This window comes from Micromonospora arida, assembly GCF_003857035.1.
GTDB classification, from domain to species: Bacteria; Actinomycetota; Actinomycetes; order Mycobacteriales; family Micromonosporaceae; genus Micromonospora; species Micromonospora arida.
In genome coordinates this window covers 1-26,423 of the sequence record NZ_QGSY01000090.1, presented here as the reverse complement: position 1 = coordinate 26,423, position 26,423 = coordinate 1, and the positions used below count along the sequence as shown (strand labels likewise).

General features: G+C 72.5%; 27 protein-coding genes. 13 read left to right on the top strand and 14 right to left on the bottom strand.

The annotated features are described in order from the left end of the window. Positions 1–1,766, bottom strand: a 1,766-nt coding sequence (locus tag DLJ58_RS34025) for a tetratricopeptide repeat protein (protein ID WP_148097976.1), incomplete at its 3' end; no start/stop codon positions are given. Between the two features lie 189 nt (positions 1,767–1,955). On the opposite strand from DLJ58_RS34025, the gene DLJ58_RS03935 reads away from it, so the two are divergent. Both DLJ58_RS03935 and DLJ58_RS03930 read left to right on the top strand, forming a co-directional pair. Beyond that, positions 1,956–2,987: an SIS domain-containing protein gene (locus DLJ58_RS03935; RefSeq protein WP_124853898.1), complete on the top strand. Its 1,032-nt coding sequence runs from the start codon at positions 1,956–1,958 to the stop codon at positions 2,985–2,987. A gap of 25 nt (positions 2,988–3,012) precedes the next feature. Then, entirely contained in the window at positions 3,013–4,605 is a 1,593-nt protein-coding gene (locus DLJ58_RS03930; protein WP_124853897.1) for a PAS domain-containing sensor histidine kinase, read from the top strand. A 151-nt stretch (positions 4,606–4,756) separates the two neighbouring features. On the opposite strand, the gene DLJ58_RS03925 is transcribed toward DLJ58_RS03930, so the two are convergent. Both DLJ58_RS03925 and DLJ58_RS03920 read right to left on the bottom strand, forming a co-directional pair. Continuing rightward, a complete protein-coding gene (locus DLJ58_RS03925; RefSeq protein ID WP_124853896.1) occupies positions 4,757–6,265 on the bottom strand; it encodes a glycosyltransferase family 39 protein in 1,509 nt (502 codons plus the stop codon). 36 nt (positions 6,266–6,301) lie between these two features. After that, a complete protein-coding gene (locus DLJ58_RS03920) occupies positions 6,302–7,327 on the bottom strand; it encodes an aldo/keto reductase family protein (RefSeq protein WP_124853895.1) in 1,026 nt (341 codons plus the stop codon). Between the two features lie 62 nt (positions 7,328–7,389). On the opposite strand from DLJ58_RS03920, the gene DLJ58_RS03915 reads away from it, so the two are divergent. The 5 genes from DLJ58_RS03915 (at position 7,390) to DLJ58_RS03900 (ending at position 12,008) form a co-directional block, all read left to right on the top strand. Continuing rightward, positions 7,390–8,301, top strand: coding sequence for an ArsR/SmtB family transcription factor (locus DLJ58_RS03915; RefSeq protein WP_124853894.1), 912 nt, complete (start codon positions 7,390–7,392; stop codon positions 8,299–8,301). A gap of 293 nt (positions 8,302–8,594) precedes the next feature. Beyond that, entirely contained in the window at positions 8,595–10,307 is a 1,713-nt protein-coding gene (locus DLJ58_RS03910; RefSeq protein WP_124853893.1) for a nitrite/sulfite reductase, read from the top strand. Beyond that, the gene (locus DLJ58_RS34020) at positions 10,304–10,465 is read left to right on the top strand and encodes a hypothetical protein (RefSeq protein WP_165435836.1); all 162 of its coding nucleotides are present in this window, start codon (positions 10,304–10,306) and stop codon (positions 10,463–10,465) included. Before DLJ58_RS03910 ends, DLJ58_RS34020 begins: the two co-directional genes overlap by 4 nt. Further along, positions 10,462–11,223 carry a phosphoadenylyl-sulfate reductase gene (locus DLJ58_RS03905; protein ID WP_091406068.1) on the top strand — a complete coding sequence of 254 codons (762 nt, stop codon included), beginning with the start codon at positions 10,462–10,464 and terminating at the stop codon, positions 11,221–11,223. The genes DLJ58_RS34020 and DLJ58_RS03905 overlap by 4 nt, the downstream gene beginning before the upstream one ends. Then, positions 11,205–12,008, top strand: a complete 804-nt coding sequence (locus DLJ58_RS03900; protein WP_425271291.1) for a sirohydrochlorin chelatase — start codon at positions 11,205–11,207, stop codon at positions 12,006–12,008. Before DLJ58_RS03905 ends, DLJ58_RS03900 begins: the two co-directional genes overlap by 19 nt. Positions 12,009–12,095: 87 nt before the next feature. On the opposite strand, the gene DLJ58_RS03895 is transcribed toward DLJ58_RS03900, so the two are convergent. Together DLJ58_RS03895 and DLJ58_RS03890 are read right to left on the bottom strand one after the other, a co-directional pair. Next, positions 12,096–12,353 carry a WhiB family transcriptional regulator gene (locus tag DLJ58_RS03895; RefSeq protein WP_088950012.1) on the bottom strand — a complete coding sequence of 86 codons (258 nt, stop codon included), beginning with the start codon at positions 12,351–12,353 and terminating at the stop codon, positions 12,096–12,098. Between the two features lie 446 nt (positions 12,354–12,799). Continuing rightward, a complete protein-coding gene (locus tag DLJ58_RS03890; protein WP_124853892.1) occupies positions 12,800–13,750 on the bottom strand; it encodes a diacylglycerol/lipid kinase family protein in 951 nt (316 codons plus the stop codon). 43 nt (positions 13,751–13,793) lie between these two features. On the opposite strand from DLJ58_RS03890, the gene DLJ58_RS03885 reads away from it, so the two are divergent. Further along, positions 13,794–14,183 carry a hypothetical protein gene (locus DLJ58_RS03885; protein WP_124853891.1) on the top strand — a complete coding sequence of 130 codons (390 nt, stop codon included), beginning with the start codon at positions 13,794–13,796 and terminating at the stop codon, positions 14,181–14,183. Positions 14,184–14,205: 22 nt separating this feature from the next. Here DLJ58_RS03885 and DLJ58_RS03880 read toward each other — a convergent pair whose 3' ends face one another. Genes DLJ58_RS03880 through sodN form a run of 3 tightly spaced genes read right to left on the bottom strand, consistent with a single transcriptional unit; the run spans position 14,206 to position 15,623 of the window. Then, positions 14,206–14,613 (bottom strand): ATP-binding protein, encoded by a 408-nt coding sequence (locus DLJ58_RS03880; protein ID WP_091406059.1) that lies wholly within the window; start codon positions 14,611–14,613, stop codon positions 14,206–14,208. A 24-nt stretch (positions 14,614–14,637) separates the two neighbouring features. Next, positions 14,638–15,222, bottom strand: a complete 585-nt coding sequence (locus tag DLJ58_RS03875) for a GNAT family N-acetyltransferase (RefSeq protein WP_124853890.1) — start codon at positions 15,220–15,222, stop codon at positions 14,638–14,640. Beyond that, on the bottom strand, positions 15,219–15,623 hold the full coding sequence (gene sodN / locus DLJ58_RS03870) for a superoxide dismutase, Ni (protein WP_088987805.1): 405 nt from the start codon (positions 15,621–15,623) through the stop codon (positions 15,219–15,221). Before sodN ends, DLJ58_RS03875 begins: the two co-directional genes overlap by 4 nt. Positions 15,624–15,706: 83 nt before the next feature. On the opposite strand from sodN, the gene DLJ58_RS03865 reads away from it, so the two are divergent. The 3 genes from DLJ58_RS03865 (at position 15,707) to DLJ58_RS03855 (ending at position 18,471) form a co-directional block, all read left to right on the top strand. Beyond that, positions 15,707–16,057 (top strand): S24/S26 family peptidase, encoded by a 351-nt coding sequence (locus DLJ58_RS03865; RefSeq protein ID WP_244218772.1) that lies wholly within the window; start codon positions 15,707–15,709, stop codon positions 16,055–16,057. A gap of 145 nt (positions 16,058–16,202) precedes the next feature. Then, positions 16,203–17,381, top strand: coding sequence for an NAD(P)-dependent malic enzyme (locus DLJ58_RS03860; protein WP_124853889.1), 1,179 nt, complete (start codon positions 16,203–16,205; stop codon positions 17,379–17,381). A gap of 127 nt (positions 17,382–17,508) precedes the next feature. Next, complete coding sequence (locus DLJ58_RS03855; RefSeq protein ID WP_112583659.1) at positions 17,509–18,471, top strand: zinc-binding dehydrogenase; 963 nt, start codon at positions 17,509–17,511, stop codon at positions 18,469–18,471. Positions 18,472–18,775: 304 nt separating this feature from the next. Here DLJ58_RS03855 and DLJ58_RS03850 read toward each other — a convergent pair whose 3' ends face one another. Both DLJ58_RS03850 and DLJ58_RS03845 read right to left on the bottom strand, forming a co-directional pair. After that, complete coding sequence (locus DLJ58_RS03850) at positions 18,776–19,741, bottom strand: alpha/beta hydrolase family protein (RefSeq protein ID WP_124853888.1); 966 nt, start codon at positions 19,739–19,741, stop codon at positions 18,776–18,778. A gap of 88 nt (positions 19,742–19,829) precedes the next feature. Next, complete coding sequence (locus DLJ58_RS03845) at positions 19,830–20,879, bottom strand: aldo/keto reductase (protein WP_124853887.1); 1,050 nt, start codon at positions 20,877–20,879, stop codon at positions 19,830–19,832. 95 nt (positions 20,880–20,974) lie between these two features. Between DLJ58_RS03845 and DLJ58_RS03840 the strand changes: the two genes are divergently transcribed. Then, complete coding sequence (locus DLJ58_RS03840; RefSeq protein WP_124853886.1) at positions 20,975–21,436, top strand: MerR family transcriptional regulator; 462 nt, start codon at positions 20,975–20,977, stop codon at positions 21,434–21,436. Here DLJ58_RS03840 and DLJ58_RS03835 read toward each other — a convergent pair. Next, entirely contained in the window at positions 21,318–21,863 is a 546-nt protein-coding gene (locus DLJ58_RS03835) for a nucleotidyltransferase domain-containing protein (RefSeq protein ID WP_124853885.1), read from the bottom strand. The two genes, DLJ58_RS03840 and DLJ58_RS03835, sit on opposite strands and share 119 nt — an antisense overlap. A 27-nt stretch (positions 21,864–21,890) precedes the next feature. Beyond that, positions 21,891–22,787: an alpha/beta hydrolase family protein gene (locus DLJ58_RS03830; protein ID WP_124853884.1), complete on the bottom strand. Its 897-nt coding sequence runs from the start codon at positions 22,785–22,787 to the stop codon at positions 21,891–21,893. A 158-nt stretch (positions 22,788–22,945) separates the two neighbouring features. On the opposite strand from DLJ58_RS03830, the gene DLJ58_RS34015 reads away from it, so the two are divergent. Continuing rightward, entirely contained in the window at positions 22,946–23,119 is a 174-nt protein-coding gene (locus DLJ58_RS34015) for a hypothetical protein (RefSeq protein WP_167493678.1), read from the top strand. 51 nt (positions 23,120–23,170) lie between these two features. Here DLJ58_RS34015 and DLJ58_RS03825 read toward each other — a convergent pair whose 3' ends face one another. Together DLJ58_RS03825 and pta are read right to left on the bottom strand one after the other, a co-directional pair. Continuing rightward, the gene (locus tag DLJ58_RS03825) at positions 23,171–24,286 is read right to left on the bottom strand and encodes an acetate/propionate family kinase (RefSeq protein WP_124853883.1); all 1,116 of its coding nucleotides are present in this window, start codon (positions 24,284–24,286) and stop codon (positions 23,171–23,173) included. Beyond that, positions 24,283–26,352 (bottom strand): phosphate acetyltransferase, encoded by a 2,070-nt coding sequence (gene pta / locus DLJ58_RS03820; RefSeq protein ID WP_124853882.1) that lies wholly within the window; start codon positions 26,350–26,352, stop codon positions 24,283–24,285. Before pta ends, DLJ58_RS03825 begins: the two co-directional genes overlap by 4 nt. Between the last annotated feature and the right edge of the window lie 71 nt (positions 26,353–26,423).

Genomic DNA, 26,423 nt, shown 5'->3' with positions numbered 1-26,423 from the left:
GGGGAGTGGGTGGCCAGCAGTTCGGTGGCCAGTGCCGCCGTCGCCGGGTCCAACTGCGGGGCGGCGAGCGCCAGGTGAGCCAGCGAGGCGGCGATCGGGACCGGTCGGCTCCGCGCCACGGCAGCCACGTCGGCCAGCCGCTCCGCCACCACCCGGGCCACGTCCGACCGCACCGAGGGGTCCACCCAGGCGGCGGTGACCAGGGCGAACAGCGCCGCCTCGGTGACCCAGTCCTCGACGCCCCAGATCAGATCGAGCAGCACCCGGCGCCGGGTCGAGCCCTCCCACGGCTCGTCGGTGCGGTGGTGCAGCAGCCCCAGACAGGCCCACACCTGCACCCCACGGACCCAGACCGACGGGTCGTGGGCCGCCAGCAGCCGACCCACCGCGTTGGCCGGCGCCGCCGGCGGGTGTACCAGCAGACCGAGCAGGTCGCCCAGGTCGAGGCCGGCCAGACCCACCGCCGCGTCGTACGCCGCCGGTGGGTGTGCCCACGCCGGGTGGGCGATCTGCCCGATCCGTTCGACCGCGGCCGCCGAGGGCGCCGCCAGCGCGGGCGTGGGGACCGCGTCCGCGTAGTGCCACAACCGCTGAGCGGACTCCCGCCGGGGCTCGCGCGGGTCGGGCTCCGGTGCGCCGACGACCTCGATCCGCAGCCCGGGGGCGGTGGAGATCGCCGTCCCGACCGCGCTCGGCGGGGCGGCGGCGGGTAGGCGTACGGCACCGCCGAGACCGTTGTCGTCATCGGCCACCGCCTGGCGCATCGCGTCCACCAGGGGCCCACCGGCCGGGGTGAGTTGGCCGAGCCAGGGCCGACCCCGGCAGCACTGGGCCAGGTCGCCGTGCTCGTGGCTGTCGTCCGGGTGGTCCCGCACGAAGTCGGCGAGCGCGACCAGGTGGGCGAGGTCGCCGTCGCGCAGGTGCCGCAGGCGGTGAGCGGTGTGCACGGCGCAGTCGAACGACGGATCGCGCGCCAGCGCCCGCTCAATCCACTCCAACGCCTCGTCCAGCCGGCCGATCTCGGCCAGGGTGCCGGCGATGTCCGCGTAGATCGCAAGGTCGTCGGGGTCCAGCTCGACGGCCCGACCGAGGGCCGCGAGGCCGTCGCGGGTCCGGCCCGAGCTGCGGTACGCGTACCCGAGCCACACCTCGCCCATCTTCGAGGGCTGCGCGCGTACCCCTCGGGTGGCCCACCGGACCGCCAGCTCGACTTCGCCGAGGCGGCGGGCCAGCGCGGACGCCGCGCCCAGCAGCAGGCCGTGTTCGGGGTGCACGGTGGCCGCGTTGCGGACGAGGGTGAGGTACGGGGTCAGCGGGGCCCGGCCGATCCGCGGCACCGGGTCGGGCAGTGCGGCGCAGACCTGCATGAGGACGCGGGCGATGTGCTCCGGGTCCAGTCGTTCGGCCAACTCGGGCGCGGTGACCCAGGGCACGCCGGCCCACTCGGTGCCGGGCGCGTACGACGTCGCCGCGGCCAGCAGCTCCAGCCCTTCGGCGGGGCGTCCGGCGGTGGCGAGGAGGTGGGCGCGGGCGACGACCGCACCGACGAAGGTGTGGTGGTTGATCGGGAAGAGGTCCAGGCCGCCGCCGCTCGTCGCGGCGAGGCGAGCCAGCGTCTCGTGCACCTCCGGCAGGGTGGGGGCCCGTGCCAACGCGCCGGCGAGGTGGCCGGCGGCATGGTGCAGGTCGCCCTCGTCGAGTGCCAGCCGGGCCAGCGCCAGCTCCTCCGTCGCGGAGAGCGCGGGATCGTCCGTTCCCTCGGGCACGTCGTCCTCTCGTGGCAGTTAGACCGGGCACAACGGGTAAAGCCTAGTTGATATTGAGATCAACTGGTGATCACCTGCGCAGTCCTGCTCGTTCGATTGCTGAGATACGCTTAAAAGTGCAAGACTGAGCAAGAATCGCGCGGCAACCGCGCAAGGGGAGGGGTTTCCGTGACACGTGCAGGGGCTGGAATGGCCGCCGACATCGACGAGCAGCCAGCTGGCTACGCGCGTCTGCTCTCCGCTGCCAACGCCGCCGAGATCGCCCGGGTGGCAGCGGTCATCGCGGAACGTCGGCCACGGCACGTGGTCTTCACCGCGCGGGGCACCTCCGATCACGCGGCGCTCTACGGGGCCTACCTGACCGAGATCCGGCTCGGCCTGCCCGCCGGGCTGGCATCGCCCAGCGTCGTCACCCTGTACGGGGCCCGCCCCGACCTCTCCGACGCGCTGGTCGTCGGGGTCAGCCAGAGCGGCGGCTCGCCCGACCTGGCCGAGGTGCTGCGCGCAGCCCGAGCCTCCGGTGCGCTGACCCTCGCGGTGACCAACGCCCCCGACTCGCCATTGGTCGACGTGGCCGAGCTGAGCGTCGACATCGCCGCCGGGCACGAGCGGGCGGTGGCCGCCACCAAGACGTACACCGCCGAGCTGCTCGCCCTGCTGATGCTGGTGGAGGGGATCCGGGCCGGCGACGGCGTGCTCCCGAAGGCCGAACGGGAGGCGCTCGACGCACTGCCCGAGCTGGCCACCCGCACCCTGGCCGACGGCACCCCGGCCCAACTCGCCCCGCGCTACCGGTTCGCCCGTCAGTTGGTCACCACCGGCCGGGGGTACGCCTACCCCACCGCCCGGGAGGCCGCGCTGAAGCTGATGGAGACCTCGTACCTGCCGGCGCTCGCCTTCTCCGGTGCCGACCTGCTGCACGGCCCGCTCGCGATGACCGACCCGGAGGTCCCGGTGCTCGCCGTTGTCGGCTCCGGCCCCGGTGGCCGGTCGATGGGGGAGGTCCTGCCCCGCCTCGGCGAACGCCGCGCCGACGTCGTGGTGGTCGGCTCCGCCGACGTGCCGGGCGCGACCCGGCTGGCCGTTCCCGAGGTCGACGAGCGGTACGCCCCACTGCTGGACATCCTGCCGATGCAGCGGTTGGCGCTGGCCCTGGCGCTCACCCGGGGCGAGGACCCGGACGCGCCGCGCGGGTTGAAGAAGGTCACCGCGACGATGTGAGGCGTGGCGTGGCACCCTGGTCACCGTGTCCACGCTGCGCGACCTCGCCGAGGAGCACACCCATCTCCGTCCGGCCGACATCGACCACCTGCACCGGATCGCCGGCGACTGGCAGCTACTCTCCGATCTGTCCTTCGCTGACCTGCTGCTCTGGGTGCCTGTCGACGCCGAGGGCACGTTCCTCTGCGTCGCCCAGGTCCGTCCGACCACCGCGCCGACCGCGTACCAGGACGACCAGGTGGGTCGGATCGTCGGCGGGCCGGAGGTGGCCCACCTGGGCGTGGCGTACTCCCAGGGCCGGATCTGGCGCGAGGGCGACCCGGTCTGGTACGGCGATGTGCCGGCCCGACACGAGGCGATTCCGGTTCGGCTGCGTACCGCCGAGGGGGAGGCCGGCGAGGTGATCGCCGTGGTGGGGCGGGACACCAACCTCTCCACCGCGCGTACGCCCAGCCAGCTGGAGCTCAACTACCTCACCACCGCCGACGACCTGGCGCAGATGATCGCGGACGGCACCTTCCCGCCGCCGCGGCATCCGGGCGAGACCACCTCGGCACCCCGGGTCGGCGACGGCCTGGTCCGGCTCGACGCCGGCGGCAAGGTCACCTATGCCAGCCCGAACGCGCAGTCCGCGTACCGCCGACTGGGCTACGCCTCGCACCTGGTGGGGGAGGACCTGGCCGCGTTGCACCGTCGGCTGGCCGGTGACCCGCTGGACGGCACCGAGGCCTCGAACGGCATCCTGGCCGCGCTGCGCGGTGAGGCGCCACCCCGGCGGGAGATCGACGCACGAGGTGCCACGATGCTCACCCGGGCGCTGCCGCTGATGCCGGCCGGGGTGCCGATCGGAGCGTTGGTGCTGGTCCGGGACATCACCGAGGTCCGCCGCCGGGACCGGGCACTCATCACCAAGGACGCCACCATCCGGGAGATCCACCACCGGGTGAAGAACAATCTCCAGACGGTGGCTGCGCTGCTGCGGTTGCAGGCCCGCCGGGTGGCGATGCCGGAGGCCCGGGTCGCGCTTGAGGAATCGGTCCGTCGGGTCGCCTCGATCGCCCTGGTGCACGAGACGCTCTCGATGTCCAGCGACGAGGCGGTGGAGTTCGACGGCATCGTCGACCGGGTGGCCAGCGCGGCGACCGAGGTCGCGGCGACCGAGGTGAGCGTCGGCATGCGCCGGCGGGGCAGCTTCGGGGTGCTGCCGGCGGAGATCGCCACGTCGCTGGTGATGGTTCTCAACGAGTTGCTGCTCAACGCCGTCGAGCACGGCTTCCCGCCGGCCGACGAGGCGGAGGAGGCCCCGGTGGCCGCCGCCTCCGGCATGGTGCCGGTCGCCGCTCCCGAGGTCGACCCGTCACTGCGGCCCGAGGTGGTGGTCTCCGCGCACCGGTTCCGCAAGATGCTGCACGTCTCGGTGACCGACAACGGGCGCGGCCTGCCCCCGGACTTCGACGCCGAACGCGGCAGCCGGCTCGGCCTCCAGATCGTCCGAGCCCTGATCACCGGGGAGCTGCGCGGCACCATCGAACTGCGTGCCGGCGCCAACGGTGGCACCGAGGCCATGCTGGTCGTCCCGTTGGCCCGCACCACCCCCGACGGCCGCTCGCAGGCCTGACCCGCCCTCCCACCTCCGGTGGGGCGGGGTCTGCGACGGGAGCGGATTCCAGGACGGGCGTGATGCCTCTCAGTCATCAAGATGACTCACCGGCATCAGGCGCATCGAGGTGGGCGGGCCCGACCCCCCGGCCGGCGCCCGGGGGGTCGGGTCAGCGTTCGGGGCGGCTGTTCAGCAGGGCGACGGTGAGGCCGGGTCGCTGCCAGACCTGCGTGACGGTGAAGTCCGTGCGCAGCGCGTCGCCCTTGGCGCCGGACACGGCGGCCAGCGGCTCGGCGTGCCGGCCGGAGACGACGAGCCACACCCGTGTCGTACCGGCGAGGCACTGGGCTGGCTGCGGACACTCGGCGGCCCACAGATCGCCGCGGCGGACCTCGTCCTCGGTGACCAGCACGTCGCGTGGTGGGTCGCTGAGGTGGTACTCGATGCCGAGGTCGAGGAAGAGCCAACTGTGCCGGGGCGAGTAGACCACGGCGTCCCCCGGGCGTTGGCCGTCGGCGATCACCCGGGCCGCTCCCGCGTAGTCCACCGGCGCGCTGCGTGGCCACTCGTGGGTCCGCCGCAGCGCGGCCTGGTCGGGTAGGCCGAGCAGCCCGGCCAGGACCACCACGACGAGCGCGGCCGGGGCGGCCACGGCAGCCAGCGCCGCGCCCGCCAGCAGGCACGCGAAGGGCACCACGAAGACCAGGTACCGGGGCACCCACAGCGGTACGACAGTGCCGGCGGCGAAGAGCAGCAGTACGGGCAGCAGCACCGCGCTGACCGGCAGCAGGGCGCGCCACCCGAGCCGGGCCGCGCCCAGCGCGGCGACCCCGACCAGCAGTCCACCGACCACACTGCTCTGGGTGACGCCGCCGGGCAGCGCGGTGAGGTCGTCCAGTCGGGCCAGGTGGACCCAGTTCAACTGCCGGGACTGCTGGGTCCGGGCCTTGACCAGCAGCGGGCCGGCCAGCAGCGCGACCGGCACCACGGCGACCAGCCACCGCCACACCCGCCGGTCCCGCCCGGCGTCGGGCTGGGCCGGGGTGGCGATGCCGGCCGGGGCCGGGCCGCGCCACCAGGCGATGAGGACGACCAGCGCGTGGGCGGCGAGCAGTGTGAGCGCGATCAGATGGATGAGCCCGAGAGCGGCGACGGCGGCGGCGTAACCGGCCCAGCGGGCCCAGCTCGGTCGACGCAGCGCGGTCACCAGCAGCAGGGTGGCGAGCACGGCGAGCATGGTGGCCAGCGCGTACGGGCGAGCCTCCTGCCCGTAGCGGGAGGTGCCGGGGAGTACCGCGAACAGCAGCCCGGCGAAGAGGCCGCCGCGCCGGTCGACGAGCCGCGCGCCGAGCACGGCAAGCAACCCGGCGGCCACTGTCATCGCCAACACGGCCGGTACGCGCAGGGCGATCGTGGAGTCGCCGAAGACCCTGGTCCAGCCGTGCATCAGCAGGTAGTACGGCCCGGTGGCGGCGTCGATGGTGCCGGCCAGTCGGGCCAGGTCGCCGGGCGACCGGGTGGCCGCGCTCCACGTCGCCAACTCGTCGCGCCAGAGCTGGGCGGAGCCCAGCCCGGTCACTGTCACCGCCAGGGTCAACAGCGCCGGGGGGAGCCAGACCGGCAGGCGGCGCAGGTGCTCCCACGACGTCCCGGCCGACCTCTCGGACAATTGCCCCACGGTTCGAGCCTGCCACGGCCACCCCCGGCTTGGGCGTCAGCCGGCGGGAGGCGGTGGGCGCCAGGCAGGCATCACGTCGTTCGGCCGGGCGGTCTTCGCCGGATCACGCTCCACGACCTCGTCGAGAACGGCGTCGATTTCGGCCATCAGCTCGTCGTCGAGCCGTACCGTGGCGGCCTTGGCCGTCTCGGCGAGCTGCTCGGGCCGTGACGCGCCGACGATCGCGCCCGCCACGGTCGGCTGGCGCAGCACCCACGCCACCGCCAACTGGGCCATCGTGCAGCCGGCGGCCTCGGCGATCGGTCGGAGCTGTCGTACCCGGGAGAGCAGTAGGTCCGAGGAGTAGCGGGCGATGAACGGGCCACCGAAGCCGTCGGTGGCCCGGGAGCCGGCGGGCGGACGTCCGCCGGGTTCGTACCGACCGGTCAGCACGCCCATCGCGAGTGGCGCCCAGGCGAGCTGGCCCAGGCCGAGGTCGGCGCAGGCGGGCGACACCTCGGCCTCCACCACCCGCCACAGCATCGAGTACTGCGGCTGGTTGGCGATGAACGGGATGTGCAGCTCGGCAGCGAGCCGCACTCCCGCGCGCAGTTGCTGGGCGGTCCACTCGGAGGCCCCGACGTAGAGCACCTTGCCCTGGCGGACCAGGTCGGCGAAGGCGAGCATCGTCTCCTCCAGCGGCACGCTGTCGTCGTACCGGTGCGCCTGATAGAGGTCGATGTAGTCGGTGCCCAGCCGGCTCAGCGAGGCGTGACAGCCCTCGATGATGTGCTTGCGGGACAGCCCGGCGTCGTTGGCCCCCGGCCCGACCGGCAGGCACACCTTCGTGCACAGCTCGACCGAGCTGCGCCGGAGGCCGCTCAGCGCCTTGCCCAACGCCTCCTCGGCCCGCCCCTGCGCGTACCGGTCGGCGGTGTCGAACGTGGTGATGCCCGCGTCCAGGGCGGCGGTCACGCACGCGGCCGCCGCGTCGTCGTCGAGCTGGTTGCCGTGGGTGACCCAGTTGCCGTACGCGACCGCGCTGACGCGCAGGCCCGACCGGCCCAGTTGCCTGTACTCCATACGAGGATCGTCGGGCCGCCCGGCGCTGTCGCCGAACCGTTCGAACGTGGTCGAATCCGTGGGTGATCGAGGTTCAATTCTCGCCCGACGACCTGAGCCGGGTCCGGTTCGTGCACTCGCCCCTGGCCGAGCTGGTGGCCAGCTCCTGGGCATTACGCAAGCCGGCGAAGTACTGGATGCACCGTCCGTGGCGGGAACGCGCGGAGCGGCTGCTGCCGGATGCCGGCCTGGAACCGCTGTTGGCGGTGCTCAGGTCGTCGAACGGCTACGTGCCGGATTTCCTGACCCCGATCGGGGTGGCGCCGAACCTGGCCGCCGAGTTGCGGGCGGTCGCCGGCACCCACCCGTCCCGGGTGCGCCGGCAACTGGAGCGGGCCGGAGCGCCCTGGCTGGCCCCGGACGAGTTGGTCGCGCAGCTCCACCGGTACTTCACAGTGCTGATCGCACCGGACTGGCCCCGGCTGCGGGCGCTCGCGCTGGCCGACATCCGACGGCGGACGCTGCTCGCCGCCGAGCAGGGCGGGCGCACCCTGCTGCGCGAGGTGCACCCGTTGATCCGGTGGGACGGTGCGGCGCTGCGGGTCGCCGTCGGCACGACAGTGCCGGCCGACCTGGACGGGCGCCCATGGACGCTGCTGCCCACCGCGTTCTCCGGGCCGACGGTGCACGCGATCATGGAGGGCGACGCCGGGCCCGCCCTCTGCTATCCGCCCACCGGGCTGGGCGGGCTGTGGGATTCGCCGGCGCCCAGCGCGGCGCTGGGCGCCCTGCTCGGCGGTACCCGGGCGGCGGCGCTCTCCCTGCTCGACTCGCCGCTGAGCACCGGGGAACTGGCCGCGATGCTGGGTCTCGCGACGGCGACGGCGTCGCACCACCTCACCACGCTGCGGGACAACGGCCTGATCGTCGGCGTACGACAGGGGCGGGTGGTGCGTTATGCCCGAACTATCCTTGGTGACCAGCTGGTCGGCTGAGCGCCGGCCCGTGATGTGGGATCCAGCACGTGGACATTGGCCGGCCCCCATGGGGTGTGGCAGCATGGGCCCCATGACCGCCGCAGTCGTCCGCCGCTTCGTGGCACGTCGCCACGTCGATTACGGCCGCGTGCGCAGCGCGATCTGTCCGGCCTACTGACGACGCCCGACCAATCTGTCTCGGGCGCGCTCCGCGCCGGCTGTCTGAAGACACCGTTGTCCCGCCCGCTTCGCCGGGCCGGCCGCCGCGCCCCGCGTATCCCGAGGCACAGCAGACAACGGAGGACGCCGCGATGGCGGTCAGCAGCATCCCGGCCCGTTCCGAAGACCCGACGGCTCGCCCGACCCGAGCGCCGCGCCGGCCACGGGGTGAGGGTCAGTGGGCGCTCGGCCACCGCGAGCCGCTCAACCCCAACGAGCGGATCAAGAAGGACGACGACCCACTCAACGTCCGGGCCCGCATCGAAACCATCTACGCCCACCGCGGCTTCGCCTCCATCGACCCGCAGGATCTGCGGGGCCGGTTCCGTTGGTGGGGCCTCTACACCCAGCGCAAGGCGGGCATCGACGGCGGGCGTACCGCCGTGCTGGAGCCGCACGAGCTGGAGGACGAGTTCTTCATGCTCCGGGTCCGCATCGACGGCGGGCAGCTCAGCCTCGCCCAGCTGCGGGTGATCGCGGACATCTCCCGGGAGTTCGCGCGGGACACCGCCGACATCACCGACCGGCAGAACATCCAGTACCACTGGATCCGGGTCGAGGACATGCCGGAGATCTGGCGTCGGCTGGAGTCGGTCGGTCTGCAGACCACCGAGGCGTGCGGCGACTGCCCGCGCATCGTGCTGGGCAGCCCGGTCGCCGGGGTGGCCCGCGACGAGCTGCTCGACCCGACCCCGGCGATCGACGAGATCGTCTCCCGGTACGTCGGCGACAAGCAGTTCTCCAACCTGCCCCGCAAGTTCAAGACGTCGATCTCCTGGCTGGTGGACACCCCGTACGAGTCGAACGACATCGCCTTCCTGGGCGTCGACCACCCGGAGCACGGGCCCGGTTTCGACGTCTGGGTCGGCGGGGGCCTCTCCACCAACCCGATGCTCGCCAAGCGCCTCGGTGTCTGGGTGCCGCTGGCCGAGGTACCGGACGTGTGGGCCGGGGTGGTCGGGATCTTCCGCGACTACGGCTACCGCCGGCTGCGCAACCGGGCCCGGTTGAAGTTCCTGGTGGCCGACTGGGGCGTGGAGCGCTTCCGTGAGGTCCTGGAGAAGGACTACCTCGGTCGTACGCTGCTCGACGGCCCGGCACCGGTTCTGCCGTCGAAGCCGGTCGACCACGTGGGCGTGCACGAGCAGGCCGACGGGCGGCACTACGTGGGCGCCGCTCCGGTGGTCGGGCGGGTCTCCGGCGCACAGCTCAGCCAGCTGGCCGACGTGGTCGAGGCGCACGGCAGCGACCGGGTGCGGCTCACCCCGTACCAGAAGCTGCTGGTGCTCGACGTGCCGTCGGAGCGGACGGAGTCGCTTGTCGACGCGCTGCGCGGGATCGGTCTGGAGGCCCGGCCGTCGGCCTGGCGGCGCGGCACGATGGCGTGCACCGGCATCGAGTACTGCAAGCTCGCCATCGTCGAGACGAAGGCCCGCGGCGAGGAGTTGGTGGCCCGGCTGGAGCAGCGGCTGCGCGACTTCGACGCGGACATCTCGATCCACATCAACGGCTGCCCGAACGCGTGCGCACGCACCCAGGTGGCCGACATCGGGCTCAAGGGTCAACTGGTGGTCGGCCCGGACGGCCGGCAGGTCGAGGGTTTCCAGGTGCACCTGGGCGGCGGGCTGGGCATGGCCCAGGGGCAGACCGCCGGTTTCGGCCGCAAGCTTCGCGGCCTGAAGACCACCGCCGACGAACTTCCGGAGTACGTGGAACGGCTGGCCCGTCGCTACCTGGCCGGTCGGAGCGAGGGCGAGACGTTCGCCAACTGGGTGATCAGAGTCGACGAGGAGGAACTGCGGTGAGCAGCGAGAACCGAGCGGCACCTCTGTACTGCCCGTACTGCGGCGAGGAGGACCTGCGGCCGCACGAGGCGGGTCACGGCGCCTGGGAGTGCCACGCCTGCACCCGGGTCTTCTCGGTGAAGTTCACCGGGTTGCTGAGTCGGGCGGTGACCTCATGAGTCTCGTCTCGGCCGCGAGCCTGCGCCTGGTGGGCCCAGGCGGCTCGACACCGGCCGACCCGGCCCGGCGCGACCCGGACGAGCTGCGGGCCCTGGCCGAGCAGGCCGCTCGGGACCTGGAGGGCGCCCCGGCACTGGAGATCGCCCGTTGGGCGGCGCAGACCTTCGGTGAGCGGTTCTGTGTGACCAGCTCGATGGCCGACGCCGTGCTGGCGCACCTGGTCTCCCGGGTGGCCCCCGGGGTGGACGTGGTCTTCCTCGACACCGGCCTGCACTTCCCCGAGACGCTGCGGGTACGCGACGAGGTCGCCCGGACGCTGCCGGTGAACGTCAGGTCGATCCGGCCCCGGCTCACCGTCGGTCAGCAGGACGGCCAGTACGGCCCCCGGCTGTTCAACAAGTCGCCGGACGACTGCTGCCAGTTGCGCAAGGTGGAGCCGCTGGAGCGGGCGCTGACCGGGTACGACGCCTGGGCCGCCGGTCTGCGTCGGGACGAGTCGCCGAGCCGGGCCAACACGCCGGTGGTGACCTTCGACGCGCGTCGGGGCAAGGTCAAGGTCAATCCGATCGCGGCCTGGTCGCAGAAGGATGTGGACTCCTACATCGCCCGCTTCAACGTGCCGGTCAACGAGCTTTTCAAGCAGGGGTACGGGTCGATCGGCTGCTGGCCGTGCACCCGCCGTACGAAGGCGGGCGAGGACGCGCGGGCCGGCCGGTGGGCCATGTTCGAGAAGACCGAGTGCGGGCTGCACGTCTGACCTCCCCGGCGACGCCCCTGACCGGCCCGACCGTGGCCGGCGGGGCGGACCCGGTGGTGCTGGTCGCGCACGGCAGCCGTGATCCACGAGCGGCCGATGCCACCCGGGCGCTGGCTCGGGCGGTGTCGGCGGCCCGGCCGGGCACGCCGGTGTGGGCGAGTTGGCTGGACCACACCGAGCCGGGGCCGACCGAGGTGCTGCGCGACCTGGCCGTGGCCGGTCACCGCCGGGCGGTGCTGGTGCCGCTGCTGCTGACCGCCGCGTACCACCGTCGGGTGGACATTCCGGCGGCGGTCGCCGCGGCGGCGCGGTCCGGGCCACCGCTGGCGGTACGGGTCACCGATGTGCTCGGCCCAGCGGACGACACGACCGATCCTGGGCTGCTGGCGGGGCTGTGCCGTCGGTTGGGTGAGACGCGTCCGGGGCGCTTCGACGCGTTGGTGCTGGCGGCGGCGGGCACCCGGGACGCGCGGGCGCGACGATCGGTGGGCCGGGTCGCCGATGCGCTCGGTGCGGAGTTCGGGGTGCCCTGCCGGGTGGCGTACGCGTCGGCGGCCCCGCCGGCGGCCGGCGTGGCGGTGTCCCGGCTGCGGGCGTCCGGCGCGCGTCGGGTCGCGGTGTCCGCGTACTTCCTGGCACCGGGGCTGTTCCACGACGCGGTGACCGAGGCGGCCGGGGCGGCGGGTGCGGTGGCGGTCGCCGCGCCGCTGACCGATGCACCGGAGTTGGTCGAGTTGGTGCTGCGTCGGGTCGACGACCGGCCCGTGCTGGCGTCTACGGGCTGATACCCGTGCCGGTACGGCGTGACCGGTGCCGGACAGCAGAACGCCCCGGTGGGCGAACCCACCGGGGCGTACAGCTGTGTGTTGGGATCAGGCGGAGTGAGCGCGCAGCACCCGGAGACCGCCGCGCCGCTTGACGGCGCGCCGCTCTTCCTCGCTCATCCCGCCCCAGACGCCGGCGTCCTGACCCGACTCGAGTGCCCACTGCAGGCACTGGTCGGTCACGGAGCAGCGCCTGCAGACGGCCTTTGCCTGCTCGACCTGCAGGAGAGCAGGTCCGGACGTCCCGATCGGGAAGAACAGTTCCGGGTCCTCGTCGCGGCAGACACTATGGTGACGCCAGTCCATGGCGGCAACACTCCTCATTCTGGATGGGTGGCAACAATTGCTTGTCGTGCTTTTCCTATATGCATCCGCAGTGCCGACGTGACCCTTGGCGTTCGTCAATTCGGCAGTGCGTGAGCAGGCGGTTAGCGCCGGGGACCTGCTGGAACAGCTCAACCTGACGAGCATATCCAGGCAATGTCCCGGTAACTCAAGTTCGCTTGTGAATACTTTCACGAACAGTCGTGATGTCAAGGGTGACGCTCGGAAAAACTCCGGGCGGTGAGCAAGCCCACAACCCATTTGTCCGGATACCAGTGCTTTCCTGGTTACCCGCCGTGCCACAGTCGAGGATCAATATAGTACAGTCCGCGTGACATTGCTGACATTTCCGGCACCTGTTCTCGGTGTCGCAGCGGCGTGTCGATCGGCTGTGGCCACCGCGTCGACCAAGGGCAGTACCCCGAGACCTAGCAGATTACTCTCAGTGCGGCCGGAACGGAGGTGAATCTGACTTTCTCCCGCTCGCCGAGATAGTCCCCGTCCAGCTGGAACGCCTGCGGACGGCCGGAGACCAGCGTGAACTCCGCCGTGTCATGGAGTCGTAACACCTGTCGGCCGCGTGGATCCGGTTGCCGGGACAGGAACTGCGTCACTGTCCGTGTTGTGCTAGCCACCCGGAGCTGACGCAACGCCAGCACATCCAGCCCGAGATCGAACGACGCCGCCGGGTTCGGGTTGACCTCCCGGTCGCCCAGGTACGTCCAGGGGGCCGTGTTCTGGATGATGACGGTGGCCAGCTCGGCCTCCGCCGGCTCGCCCGGACGCTCCAGCACGATCGCCGGGTGCCGCCGGTCCGAGGCGAAGAAGTACTGGTTCATGATCGAACGCAGATAGAGCGACGGTGTGGAGACCCGCCCCTTCCGCCGGGCCTGCTCCACCCGGTGGATCACCGCAGCGTCCAGACCGAAGCCGGCGCAGAAGGTGAAGTAGCGGTCGTCGGCGAGGCCCAGCCCCACCGTCCGGCTCCGGCCCAGCCGCAGTCCTTCCAGGATCATGCTGGTCGCCTCCGGCCACTCCCGGGGCAGACCCACCGCACGGGCGAACACGTTGGTCGAGCCACCGGGGACGGTCGCCAGCGCAGGCAGTCGCTCGGCCATCGACGCGTCGCCAGCGCGAGTCGGCGGTTCGGCCGTCATCAGGCCGTTCACCACCTCGTTCACCGTGCCGTCGCCACCCAGGGTGACGACCAGGTCGACGCCCTCAGCGGCTGCCTCCCGGGCCAACGCCACGGCGTGCCCACGCCGACGGGTGTAGCGCACGCTGAGATCGACTTCGCTGCGCAGCGCCCGGACGAGCACGTCCCGGCTGCGTTCGCTGGTGGTGGTGGCCTTTGGATTGACCACCAGGACGGCCCGCATGGGCGGCACTGTACCTTCCGACAGCCCGGGTATCGTGGCGCGCGTGACCATCGACTCGGACCCGATCCCCGTCACGCTCCGCTGGGCGGTCCGGCTGCTGTGGGCGGAGGCGGCCGTCGTCGGGCTGATCGCCGTCTGGCTGGTCTGGGCCGACCTCACGGCCACCCGCACCGACCTGCTGGCGGCATTGCTGGTGACCGTGTTCGCCATCGGGGCGGCCGTCGCGCTATGGGCCCTGGGTCGCGCGCTGCTGCGCCGTCAGGCGGGCGCACGAGCCCCCGCGATCGTGCTCCAGCTGATGCTGCTGCCGATCGGGTGGTTCATGATCCAGGCCGGCCTGGGCTGGCTGGGCGTGCCGCTGATGGCGCTCGGCCTGGGCGTGGCCTGGCTGCTGATCTGCCCTCCGACGACCCGCGCCCTCGGCTTCGAGTGACCGCGCCGCTGCGTCGGGCCGGTCAGTAGCCGCCGGAACGGCGGGTGAGCAGCGCGATCGTGGCCCGATCGTCGGCGGAGGTGGCGGACGCCGAGGTGGTCAGCGCGGTGAGCACCTTCCAGGCGAAGGACGACTCGGCGGGCAGGGTGGCACCGCGCACTGTCGGCACTGTCACCTCGACGGTCAGCGCGTCCTCGGTGACCGCGAAGCGGCACTCCAACTCGGCGTCGCGGGTGGCGATGGCGAGCAGCATGGCGCACGCCTCGTCGACCGCGATCCGCAGATCCTCGATCTCGTCGAGCGCGAACTGCAACCGGGCCGCGAGACCGGCGGTGGCGGTGCGGAGCACGCCGAGGTAACCGCCGTCGGCAGGCACAGTGAGGTGCACCACGTCGTCGTCGATCGCTGGCTGGCCAGTCAGTTGAGTCACGCCTCATCCCCCCGGTCGGGGACTCTACCCGGTCAGTCGCCCATAACGCGTGCCGGCGGTGGTGGCATGCTCGGCCAGCTCGCGGAGCGCGGTGCCGCTGAGTCGGTAGGGAACCCACTCGCTCATCTGCTCGGCGCCGATCGAGGCGTAGAAGCCGGCGGCCGGATTCCAGTCGATCATCCACCACTCCAGCCGCTGGTAACCGCGTCGTACGCAGATGTCGGCCAGCGCGGCGAGCAGCAGACGCCCGGCGCCGGTGCCCCGGGCGGCCGGCCGGACGTAAAGGTCCTCCAGGTAGATGCCGTGCACGCCGGCCCAGGTGGAAAAGTTGAGGAACCACAGCGCGAAGCCGACCGGCTCGTCGTGCTCGTCCACCGCGACGTGACCGAAGAGCGCCGGAGCAATCGCACGATCGCTCCAGCTCGGCGCGTCTGACGCCACGCCGCGACCTGGAGCAGTCGTGAAGAGCGCCGAGGTCAGCTGTTCGGTGGTGAGGTGGCACTGCTCGGGGGCACGTTCGTACTCGGCCAGCTCGTGCACCATGGCGACGACGGCCGGCACGTCCTCGGGACGTGCCGGCCGGATCGTCGGGATGACCGGGGAGGTCACGCCTTCTTGGTCTCCCAGAAGATCTTCGAGATCTCGTCGATTTTCGCGAGCAGCTTGTCGGCGGTGGCCGGGTCGAGGCTGCCCTTGACGCCACCGGCGCCGGCGAGCTTGGTGGCCTCGTTGAACAGGCTGTGCAGGTTCGGGTACTTCTCGAAGTGCGGCGGCTTGAAGTAGTCGGTCCAGAGCACCCAGAGGTGGTGCTTGACCAGCTCGGCGCGCTGCTCCTTGATGATGACGGCGCGGGTGCGGAACTCCGGGTCGGTGTTCGCCTGGTACTTCTCGCAGATCATTTTGACCGATTCGGCCTCGATCCGGGCCTGAGCCGGGTCGTAGACACCGCACGGCAGGTCGCAGTGAGCGCTCGCGGTGACGCGGGGCGCAAGGATGCGCGGAAGTCGCATCGGGATCCTCCATGGGAAGTTTGCGATGATCAAAGGCGACATTACTCCTGGGAATGCTCCCCTAACGGGTGGAGGTGAAACCAGTGGCCGCCGATCACCCGGCTGAGGTGCCCCGGTTGCGGAGGCCGCTGACCGCCGTTCTGGTGACCGGCCCGTCCATGGCCCCGACGCTGCGGCACGGTGACGCGGTGCTGGTTCGTCCCGGTGGCCGCCCGATCCGAGCCGGCGACGTGGTGGTCGCGGTCTTCCGGACCCGGCCCGATCTGCTGGTGGTGAAGCGTGCGGTCCGGCCGCAGGACGGCGGCTGGTGGCTGCGCGGCGACAACGACCTGATCACCGATGACTCCCGGGCGTACGGGGTGGCCGACGTACGAGGACGCGTGGTGGCCCGCTACTGGCCGCGCCCCGGACGGATACCTCGTCGTCAGTTATGACCCTGCTCACATCCGAGGGGTGGTGTCGACACTATGCTCGGAAAGTGCCCGGGTGACCCCCCGCACCGCGTGCCACCGCTCGCCGCCCACCTCGCGGCGGGCCCGGCCGCCTCACATCTGCTCGACAGATCCTGGAGTCACCACCATGTCTTCGTCCACCGTGGACCCCGCTGATCCCGTCTTCCTGCTGCACCGGGGCGGCAAGATGGCCGTCACCTCGACCGTGCCGCTCACCAGCCGGGAGGACCTCTCCCTGGCGTACACCCCGGGGGTGGCCCGGGTGTGTGAGGCGATCGCCGCCGACCCCGCCCTGGTGGACGACTACACCTGGGTGTCGCACACGGTCGCGGTGGTCACCGACGGCTCGGCGGTGCTCGGGTTGGGCAACATCGGTCCCCGGGCCGCGCTGCCGGTGATGGAGGGCAAGGCGGTGCTGTTCAAGCAGTTCGCCGGGGTGGACGCGGTGCCGGTGTGCCTGGACACCCAGGACGTGGACGAGATCGTCGCGGTGGTGCGGGCGCTGGCCCCCTCGTTCGGGGGGATCAACCTGGAGGACATCAGCGCGCCGCGATGCTTCGAGATCGAGCGTCGGCTCGACGAGGCGCTGGACATCCCGGTCTTCCACGACGACCAGCACGGCACCGCCATCGTGGTGCTGGCCGCGCTGCGCAACGCCGCGACGTTGCTCGACCGCAAACTCGGTGACCTGCGGGTGGCGGTGAGTGGCGCGGGCGCGGCCGGTGTCGCCGTGACGAAGATGCTGATCGCCGGGGGCGTCAACCCCGACCAGGTGGTGGTCTGTGACTCCAAGGGGATCATCGGCCGGCACCGCACCGAGCTGACCGACACCAAGGCCGAGCTGGCGGCGAGCACCAACGCCGACGGCCGCCAAGGCGACATCACCGAGGCGCTGCGCGGCGCGGACGTGCTGGTCGGGGTCTCCGGTGGGCAGATCCCCGAGGCCGCGGTGGCCGGGATGGCGCCCGGCGGGATCGTGTTCGCGCTGGCGAACCCGACCCCCGAGGTGCACCCCGAGGTGGCCGCCCGGCACGTCGCGGTGGTCGCCACCGGGCGCAGCGACTACCCCAACCAGATCAACAACGTGCTGGCCTTCCCCGGTGTGTTCCGCGGTGCGCTGGATGCCGGTGCCACCCGGATCACCGAGGCGATGAAGGTCGCCGCCGCGGACGCCATCGCCGGTGTGGTGGCCGATTCCCTGACCGCCGACGCGATCGTTCCGTCTCCGCTCGACCCGCGCGTCGCGCCGGCCGTGGCCGAGGCGGTCGCCGAAGCCGCCCGCCGCGACGGCGTCGCCCGCCGGTAGGCGCACGCGTCGGCCGGGGCGCTCTGCGCCGCCGGCCTGCGCGCACGCGTGGGCCAGGGGCGCTCGGGCGCAGCATGCGCCGCTGGCCTACGCGCACCGCTTCTTAACGAGCGCTCAGCTTGTTACCGTGCCGATCATGCGTGCTGCCTTTGCCTCCCGTTTCGACGACGCCGATCCGCTCGCCGCGCTCACCGTCGGCGAGCGGCCCGAGCCGACCCCTCCGGCCGACGACTGGGTGACCGTGCAGTTGCGGGCCACCTCGCTCAACCACCACGACCTCTGGTCGCTGCGCGGGGTGGGTCTCACCGAGGCCCAGCTGCCGATGATCCTCGGTTGCGACGCGGTCGGGCTGGACCCGGAGGGGCGCCCGGTGGTCGTGTACCCCGTGGTCGTCACGCCGGGTGACCCGCGCGGGGTTTCCATCCTCTCCGAGCACTTTGCCGGGACGCTCGCCGAGCGGGTGGCCGTACCCCGATCGAATCTGATCCCGCTGCCCGACGGCATGGCGGCGACCGACGCGGCGTGCCTGCCCACGGCCTGGCTGACCGCGTGGCGGATGTTGACCACCAAGGGCCGCGTCGCGGACGCCGACAGCGTGCTGGTCCAGGGCGCGGGCGGTGGCGTGGCCACCGCGGCCGTCGCGCTCGCCGTCGCGATGGGCAAGCGGGTGTACGCGACCAGCCGCGACGCCGTCAAGCGGGACCGGATCTCGGCCCTCGGCGCCATCGCCGTGGAGCCCGGTGCCCGGCTGCCGGAGCGGGTGGACGTGGTGATCGAGACGGTCGGCGCGGCCACCTTCGACCACTCGCTGAAGTCGGCCGCGCCGATGGCCCGGATCGTGGTCTCCGGCGCGACCGCCGGGCACGAGCCGTCGGTCAACCTGCGCCGGGTCTTCGCCATGCAGCTGGAGATCCTGGGCACCTCGATGGGCACGCCCGGCGAGCTGTACGAACTGCTGGCGTTCTGCTCCGACAACGAGGTGCGCCCGGTGGTGGACAGCGTCATCCCGTTCAGCCGGGTCGAGGACGCCTTCGCCCGACTGCACTCCGGCGACGCCTTCGGCAAGGTCGTCATCGACCACACCGCCTGACGCGCACCGCGCGCTGCATCGCCGCACCGCGCGCTGCATCGCCGCGCCACGCGCTGCATCGCCGCGCCGCCCGGCGTGGCGCGGCCCGGTTCCGCCGCAAGATCGCGCAACATCATGGAAATAGTGGCCTCCGACGACGCGGAGGCCACTATTTCCTGGTTACTGCACGATCTTGCGCGGCCGGCGCGGCCGGCGCGGCCGGCGCGGGCGGAGCGCACGGCGCGGGCGGAGCGGCCGAAGCGGCCGAAGCGGCCGAAGGGCACGGCGCGGGCGAAGCGGCCGAAGGGCACGGCGCGGGCGGGCCTCAGAGGTGGTCGTCGAAGGTGGCGATGTCGCCGCGCGTCGCGTCGGTGGGGATGCGCTTCTTGGCGTCCGCGTCGCCGTAGAGCGACCAGCGCAGGAACTCGACAGACGTGTCCGAGACGACCCGCAGCGTCGCGCCGTCGCTGAGTAGTGCCCGCCCGTGGTCGCCCTTGGGCAGGCTCAGCATCGCCTTCGGCCAGGGCACCTTGTCGTACGCGGCCCTGCCCGCCGCGTACTCGACCACCTCGTCCAACTCGCCGTGCACGAACAGTTGCGGTGCGGCCGCACCGGCGAACGCGGTGCCCACGCCGAGCGCCGTGCCGGCGAACACCACGCCCGCGTCCAGCCGTTCGTCCCGGCTCGCGGTGAACAGGCCGATGGTGGTCACCCCGCCCGCGGAGTGCCCGGCTGCGGCCACCCGCTCGCCGTCCAACCGGCCGCGCAACGCGTCGCCGGCCCTGCCGTCCAACGCCAGCACCTGGTCCAACGCGTACGACACGTCGGCGGGCTGGTTGAGCACGTCGAGGACGTTGTTGTCCGCGCCCCGCGAGGTGTGCGGGAACGTCGGCGCGGCCACCACGAAACCCGCCGCCGCCCAGCGGGTCAGCAGCGTGGCGTAGTCGTCCGGTCGCCCACCCAGGCCGTGACTGAACATCACCACCGGGAACCGGCCCTCCGCCGCCGTCGCCGACCGCTTGGCCGCGCCGCCGGACTGCCCGGCCGCCGGGTACCAGAGCGTCGTCGGGAGCGCGCGGCCGTCCCGGTCCAGCTTGAGCTGGCGTACGCCGACCGCGAAGGCGCGCTCCGGGGCCTTGCCGGCGGGGACCTGCGGTGTCGGCGTGGCGGCGAGCGGTGGTTCGACGGGCGACTGCTGGCCCTCGGTCTTCCTGGCGTCCGCCGAGCAGCCGACCAGACCGGCCATGAGCACGGCACTGGCCAGCAGGGCGGGGGTGACGCGACGTGGCATGAAATCAATTGTGCCTTGCCCCACTGACGTGCCCGTTGGACTTCGACGCGGTGTGCCCGTCGACTCACCTAGCGCTGCGCGGCCGGTATCAGGCCGCAGCACGTTCGGCGAGCGGGCGTCGCCGTCGTGCGGTGTCGGTCAGCGCACGCAGAGGGAAGGCGGCGTTGGGGTTGTACCGGTTCGTTCCGGGCGGAACGATCTCGTCGATCCGGTCGAGGGTCGCGTCGTCCAGGGTGAGCGTGGCGCCCTTGAGCAGGTCCTCCAGTTGCGGCATGGTTCGCGGTCCGATGATCGCCGAGCTGACGGCCGGATGGGCCACGGTGAAGGCGATGGCGAGCTGCGGGAGCGTGCAACCGATGCTCGCCGCGAGGTCGACGAGCTGTTCCACGATGTCGAGCTTGGCGGCGTTCTCGGCGATCGTGGGGTCGAACTGCGCAGGCCGGAGCACGGCCCGCCCGGTCGACAGGTCGATGGGCTGATCCCTGCGGTACCTGCCGCTGAGGAACCCGAAGGCGAGCGGGCTCCAGACCAGCACCCCCATGCCGTAGCGCTGGCACACCGGGAGGGTCGACGCCTCGACGCCGCGGGCCAGGATCGAGTACGGCGGCTGCTCGGTGCGCAGGCGCCCGAGGCCACGACGCTCGGACACCTGGTGCGCCTCGACGATCTCCTCGGCCGGGAAGGTCGAGCAGCCGAAGGCGCGGATCTTTCCGTCGCGGACGAGGTCGGTGAGCACCGAGAGGGTCTCCTCGATGTCGGTCGAGGGGTCGGGACGGTGGATCTGGTAGAGGTCGATCCAGTCGGTGTTCAACCGCCGCAGGCTGCCCTCGACGGCCTTGAGGATCCACCGCCGCGAGTTGCCACCCTGGTTGGGGCCCTCGCCCATCGGAAAGTGCACCTTGGTGGCCAGCACGACGTCGTCCCGGCGCCCCCGCAGCGCCTTGCCCACGATCTCCTCGGACTCACCCCGGCCGTACATGTCGGCGGTGTCGACGACGTTGATGCCCTGGTCGAGGGCGGTGTGGATGATGCGGACGCAGTCGTCGTGGTCGGGGTTGCCGACGGCACCGAACATCATGGTCCCGAGGCAGTGGGTGCTGACCTCGATGCCGGTGCCGCCGAGCGTGCGATAGCGCATGCCGATGCTCCCTTGGTGAATCAACAGTGATCAACTGGCACGCACCCTAGGAGCTTGAGTCGGCTCTAGGTCAACCCCTCGCTACCCTGCTCGGCATGGCTGAGGTCACCGCGAGTCTGAGCATCGGGCAGATCGCCGAACGGACCGGCTTGAGCGTGCACACCCTCCGCTTCTACGAGCAGGAGGGCCTCTTCGTCAGTCCCGTACGCCGGGGGCCGGGCGGGCGTCGCAGCTACACCGAGGACGACGTGGACTGGCTGACCGTCTGCATCATCCTCCGCGCCTCCGGCATGCCCCTGCCCGCGCTCCGCCGGTACACCGACCTCGTCCGGGAAGGCGCCGGCAACGAGGAGGAACGGCTCGCGCTCCTGCGCGAGCACCACGGTCGCGTCACCTCCCAGATCGACAGGCTCACCCAGAGCCTGGATCTGATCACCTTCAAGGTCGGGGTTTACGAGGATCTGCTTGAGCAGGACGGGCGCGCAGCCGGGCCAGGTCGTCGGCGTCCTTCGGGCGGCGGGGACGTTCCGGCATCCAGACCGGGTACATCTGCTTGAACTCGATCTGGGCCGCCACCGAGATGGTCGGCGCGGTGAGCGGGCCGATCCGGCCGGGTGGGGCGGCCAGCATCCCGGCCGGCAGCGGGGTGCCGGCCCAGGATCCGGCACCGACCGTCGGTCGGCCGGCGGCATCGCGACCCAGGTACGCGAAGCTGACCTCCACGTCGGCGGCGAACAGGTCGAGCTGCGACTCCACCGGCATCCGCGGGTCGGGAAGCCAACCCCGGGCCAGCAGCAGGTCGGCCAGCCGGTCGGCGTCGTCGCGCCAGCAGTACCAGTCGACGTCGACGTGCGGGCGGGTCACCGCGCCGAGCTGGAAGTCCATCGCCCAGCCGCCGCGCAGCCACACCGGGATTCCGCCCGCCCCGGTCACCGCGATGACCTCGGCGATGCTCGCCAACTGTCGGCGCGCAAGCTCGTCCACCGGGAGACCGTACCGGTGTCGGCCGGGTCAGTGGGCCGGGCGGGACTCGTAACGGGTCAGGGTGGGGGAGTGGGCGTCGGCGGGGAGGCGGGCACCGGCGGCCCGGTCGCCGTAGAGGGTCCAGCGCAGGAAGTCGGTGGTGGTGGCGAGGACCGGGGCGAAGCCCGGGTGGCCCGGCGTGAGGTACGCGCCGTGGTCCTGGCCGAGCAGGCTGAGGAACGCGGCCGGCCCTGGGGTGCGCGCGTACGCGGCCCGGCCGACAGTCACCGGCACCACCGGGTCGGCCGTGCCGTGCACGAAGAGCACCGGCGCGGCCGACCCGGCGAAGCTGCCCGGCAGCCCACCGCCGGCGATCACGATACCGGCGCGTAGCCGGGCCGGGTGGCCCTCGCTGAACATGCCGGAGGTGGTGAAGCCGCCCGCCGAGTGCCCGGCGGCGGCGACCGAGGTCAGGTCGAGGTGTCCGGCGAGGGGATCGACCCGGCTCCGGTCGAGGTCGCCCAGATACCGGACCAGTCGCCAGGCGTCGGCCGGCTGATGGCGTACGTCGGCCCGGGTGAAGTTCGCGGCACCCTGTCGGGTGTGCGGGTACGCGGGTGCGGCCACCACGAAACCGGCCGCTGCCCAGCGGGTGGTCAGGCCGGCGTGCAGCTCGGGAAGGCTGCCCAGCCCGTGGCTGTAGATCACCACCGGGAACCGCCCGGCCGCCACCTGATCGGTCGACGCCGGGTACCAGACAGTCACCGGCAGGGGGCGCGCCGAGCGCGGATCGAGGGTGAGCGTACGCACGCCGACGGCGTACGACCCCTCGGGCGCCCGACGCGCCGACACCGGCCCGGTGGCCCCGCCGGCCACGGCGCTGACCGGCGCACAACCGGCCAGCAGTGCTGTCACCAGTACGGCCATCAGCCGGCCCGCCCCCATCGTTCCACGGTAGGTGCCCGGGCGGGCGTAGCGGCCCCGCCGTCCGGCTGGGGCGCACCCGCCACCCGGTCCGGGTCATCTCCGCCGGCCGGGTCCACCCATGGGACGCCGCCGGCCGGGGACGGTGCAGCGTGACCAGCTTCGCTAGGGTCACCGGCATGCCTGAGAACTACACGGACCCCAGCGGCAACACCGAGGCGTTCCGCGCCTTCAACCAGACGCCGGAGACTGCGGCGCCGACGGAGGCCCCGTCCCGCCTGCCGCTCATCATCGGTGCGGCAGTGGTCGTCGTGGTGCTGGTGGCACTCGTCGCCTGGCTGGCGACCAGCTGACCGACTCGCGCGCACCCTCGGGCCTCCCGGGGGTGCGCGCCTCGAGTGGCGTCAGGCCGCCCCGACCACGTCCAGGGTCTCCCGGGCGATTTCCCGCTCCTCGTCGGTGCGGATCACGCAGACGCTCACCTCGGCGCCGTCGGGCGAGATCAACCGGTCGCCTTCGCCGTCGTTGCGGGCGTCGTCCACTGTGATGCCGAGCCGGCCCAGGCCGGCCAGCGCGGCGGCCCGCACCGGCGCGGCGTGCTCGCCGACCCCGGCGGTGAAGGTGATCGCGTCGACCCGGCCGAGCAGCGCGTAGTACGCCCCGACGTAGCCGGTGATGCGCCGGCAGTACACGTCGAAGGCCAGCGCCGCCGCCCGGTCACCGGCGGCCCGGCGTTCGAGCACCTCGCGCATGTCGTTGACCCCGGTCAGCCCGAGCAGGCCGCTGCGGTGGTTGAGCAGGTCGTCGATGTCGTCCACGGACAGCCCGCCCTCGCGGCGCAGGTGGAAGATCACGGTCGGGTCCACGTCGCCGCTGCGGGTGCCCATCACCAGACCCTGCAACGGGGACATGCCCATCGAGGTGGCGACGCTGCGACCGTTCGCCACCGCGCAGGCGCTGGCTCCGTTGCCCAGGTGCAGGGTGATCGTGTTGACCTGCTCGTACGGGCGGCCGAGCAGCTCGGCCGTGCGCCGGGACACGTACGCGTGCGAGGTGCCGTGGAAGCCGTACCGGCGGATGTCGTACCGCTCCGCGGTGTCCCGGTCGATCGCGTACGTCGCGGCTGCCTCGGGCAGTGTGTGGTGGAACGCGGTGTCGAAGACGGCGACCTGCGGGACGTCCGGCAGCGCCGCGCGGGCCACCTCGATGCCGGCCAGGTTGGCCGGGTTGTGCAGAGGGGCGAGCGGCACCAGATTCTTGATCGCGGCCAGCACCGCGTCGTCGACCAGTACCGGTGCGCTGAACGTCCGGCCACCGTGCACCACCCGGTGTCCGACCGCCGCCAGCCCGGTCAGGTCCAGCCCGTCCAGGATCTGCCGGACCGCCTCGGTGTGGTCCGCCGGGCCGCCACCGGGCTCACCGATCCGCTCGACGGTGCCGCGGTCGAGTGCCTGGTCACCGTCGTAGCGGCGCCACTTCACCGACGACGACCCGCAGTTGAGCACCAGCACCTGACTCACGACGCCTCCTCGGTGGCCGCCTGGATGGCGGTGATCGCCACCGTGTTGACGATGTCCGGCACCGTGGCGCCCCGCGACAGGTCGTTCACCGGCCGCCGCAGGCCCTGCATGACCGGGCCGACGGCGACCGCCCCGGCGGAGCGCTGCACCGCCTTGTACGTGTTGTTGCCGGTGTTCAGGTCCGGGAAGATGAAGACCGTGGCGTGCCCGGCGACGGGGCTGTCAGGCAGCTTCGTGGCCGCCACCGCCGGGTCGATCGCCGCGTCGTACTGGATGGGCCCCTCGACCAGCAGGTCGGGCCGGCGCTCCCGGACCAGCGCGGTGGCCGCGGCGACCTTCTCCACGTCGGCGCCCGCGCCGGAGCTGCCGGTCGAGTACGACAGCATGGCCACCCGGGGTTCGATGCCGAACCGGGCGGCGGTGTCGGCCGACGAGATCGCGATGTCGGCGAGCTGGGCCGCGTCCGGGTCGCGGTTGACCGCGCAGTCGCCGTAGACCAGCACCCGGTCGGCGAGCAGCATGAAGAAGACGCTGGAGGCCACCGAGACGTTCGGCAGCGTACGGATGATCTCGAACGCCGGCCGGATGGTCGCGGCGGTGGTGTGCGTGGCGCCGGAGACCATGCCGTCGGCTCGGCCGGTGGCCACCATCAGTGTGCCGAAGTAGTTGGGCTGCGCCACGATGTCGTGCGCCAACTCGGCGGTGACGCCCCGGTGGGCGCGCAGCCGGGCGTACTCGGCGGCGAAGTCGTCGCGCCACTCGCTGGTGCCCGGGTCGACCACCTGCACGTCGCCGAGGTCGATGCCCAGCTCCCGGGTGCGCCGGGTGATGTCGTCCGGCCGGCCGAGCACCGTCAGCTCGGCCACCCCACGCCGTAGCAGGATCTCCGCCGCGCGCAGGATCCGCTCGTCGGTGCCCTCCGGCAACACCAGGTGCCGGGGCTTCGCGCGGGCACGGTCGATCAGCTCGTTCTCGAACATCAGTGGGGTTACCCGCGCCGACCGGCTGACCCGCAGCCGACGGGCCAGGTCGTCGGTGTCCACACAGCGCTCGAACGCGCCGAGCGCGGCCTCCACCTTGCGGGGATTGGACGCGCTGGGCCGGCCCTCGATGTGACTGGACGCGGCCACCGTGTCGTAGCTGTCGAGACGCACGGAGAGCACCGCCAGCCCGGTGTTGAGCCCCTCCACCAGCCGCATCACCCTGGGGTCGGGCTGCTCGCCGAGGGTGAGCACCAGCCCGGCCACCGACACCTGCCCGGCCACGTGCGCGGCGCTCGCGGCGACGAGCAGGTCGGCCCGGTCCCCAGGGGTGATCACCAGGGCGCCCTCGGTGAGGTGGCCCAGCAGCGTCGGCACGTGTGCCGCGCCGACCACGAAGTCCAGCACGTCGCGACCGAGCGCGGCGTCGTCCCCGGCCAGCAGGGTGGCGCCGAGCGCCGCCGCCACCTCGGCCACCGTCGGCGCGGACACGCTCGGCACCTCCGGGATGGCGTACGCGGGGACCGGCAGGTCGGGCAGCTTCATCGGCTCGGTCACCCGGTTGGCGATCACCGCGAGCACCGTCGCGCCGAGGTCGGCCAGATCGTGGTACGCCCCCCGCATCGCCGACGCGACCGCCGCCGGCTCCTGCCCGAAGCCGTCCACCACCGGCACCACCACGCTGCCGAACTCGGTGGCCAGCCGGGCGTTGAAGGCCAGTTCCCGGGGGTGGGCCGGGTCGCCCGGCTCGTCGAAGTCACTGCCCACCACGACCACCGCCGGGCACTGCCGCTCCACCGCCCGGTAGCGCTCGACGATGGCGGAGATGAGTTGCTCCCGTCGGCCGTCGGCGACCAGCGCCGAAGCCTCGGCGTAGCTCGCCCCGGCCAGTTCGGACAGCGGCACCTCGACCCGGTAGCGCTCGCTCAGCAGGGCGAGGATCGGGTCCTGGCCGGTGACGGCCACCAACGGCCGGAACACGCCGATCTGTCCGACCTGGCGGGACAGCAACTCCGCCAACCCGAGGGCAATCGTCGACTTGCCCCCGCCGGACCCCACGCTCGTCAAATACACACTTCGGGCCACAGCCCCACCCTAGAAGATCGCGAGGCACCCCACCCGGGCCGTCCGACCCTGCGGGCCTTACCCCTCCCCAC

Coding starts and splice junctions, on each gene's coding strand:
- DLJ58_RS03935 (WP_124853898.1), top strand. CDS start 1,956: ATGGCCGCCGACATCGACGAGCAGCCAGCTGGCTACGCGCGTCTGCTC.
- DLJ58_RS03920 (WP_124853895.1), bottom strand. CDS start 7,327: ATGGAGTACAGGCAACTGGGCCGGTCGGGCCTGCGCGTCAGCGCGGTC.
- DLJ58_RS03910 (WP_124853893.1), top strand. CDS start 8,595: ATGGCGGTCAGCAGCATCCCGGCCCGTTCCGAAGACCCGACGGCTCGC.
- DLJ58_RS03905 (WP_091406068.1), top strand. CDS start 10,462: ATGAGTCTCGTCTCGGCCGCGAGCCTGCGCCTGGTGGGCCCAGGCGGC.
- DLJ58_RS03895 (WP_088950012.1), bottom strand. CDS start 12,353: ATGGACTGGCGTCACCATAGTGTCTGCCGCGACGAGGACCCGGAACTG.
- DLJ58_RS03890 (WP_124853892.1), bottom strand. CDS start 13,750: ATGCGGGCCGTCCTGGTGGTCAATCCAAAGGCCACCACCACCAGCGAA.
- sodN (WP_088987805.1), bottom strand. CDS start 15,623: ATGCGACTTCCGCGCATCCTTGCGCCCCGCGTCACCGCGAGCGCTCAC.
- DLJ58_RS03860 (WP_124853889.1), top strand. CDS start 16,203: ATGTCTTCGTCCACCGTGGACCCCGCTGATCCCGTCTTCCTGCTGCAC.
- DLJ58_RS03850 (WP_124853888.1), bottom strand. CDS start 19,741: ATGCCACGTCGCGTCACCCCCGCCCTGCTGGCCAGTGCCGTGCTCATG.
- DLJ58_RS03845 (WP_124853887.1), bottom strand. CDS start 20,879: ATGCGCTATCGCACGCTCGGCGGCACCGGCATCGAGGTCAGCACCCAC.
- DLJ58_RS03840 (WP_124853886.1), top strand. CDS start 20,975: ATGGCTGAGGTCACCGCGAGTCTGAGCATCGGGCAGATCGCCGAACGG.
- DLJ58_RS03830 (WP_124853884.1), bottom strand. CDS start 22,787: ATGGGGGCGGGCCGGCTGATGGCCGTACTGGTGACAGCACTGCTGGCC.
- DLJ58_RS34015 (WP_167493678.1), top strand. CDS start 22,946: ATGCCTGAGAACTACACGGACCCCAGCGGCAACACCGAGGCGTTCCGC.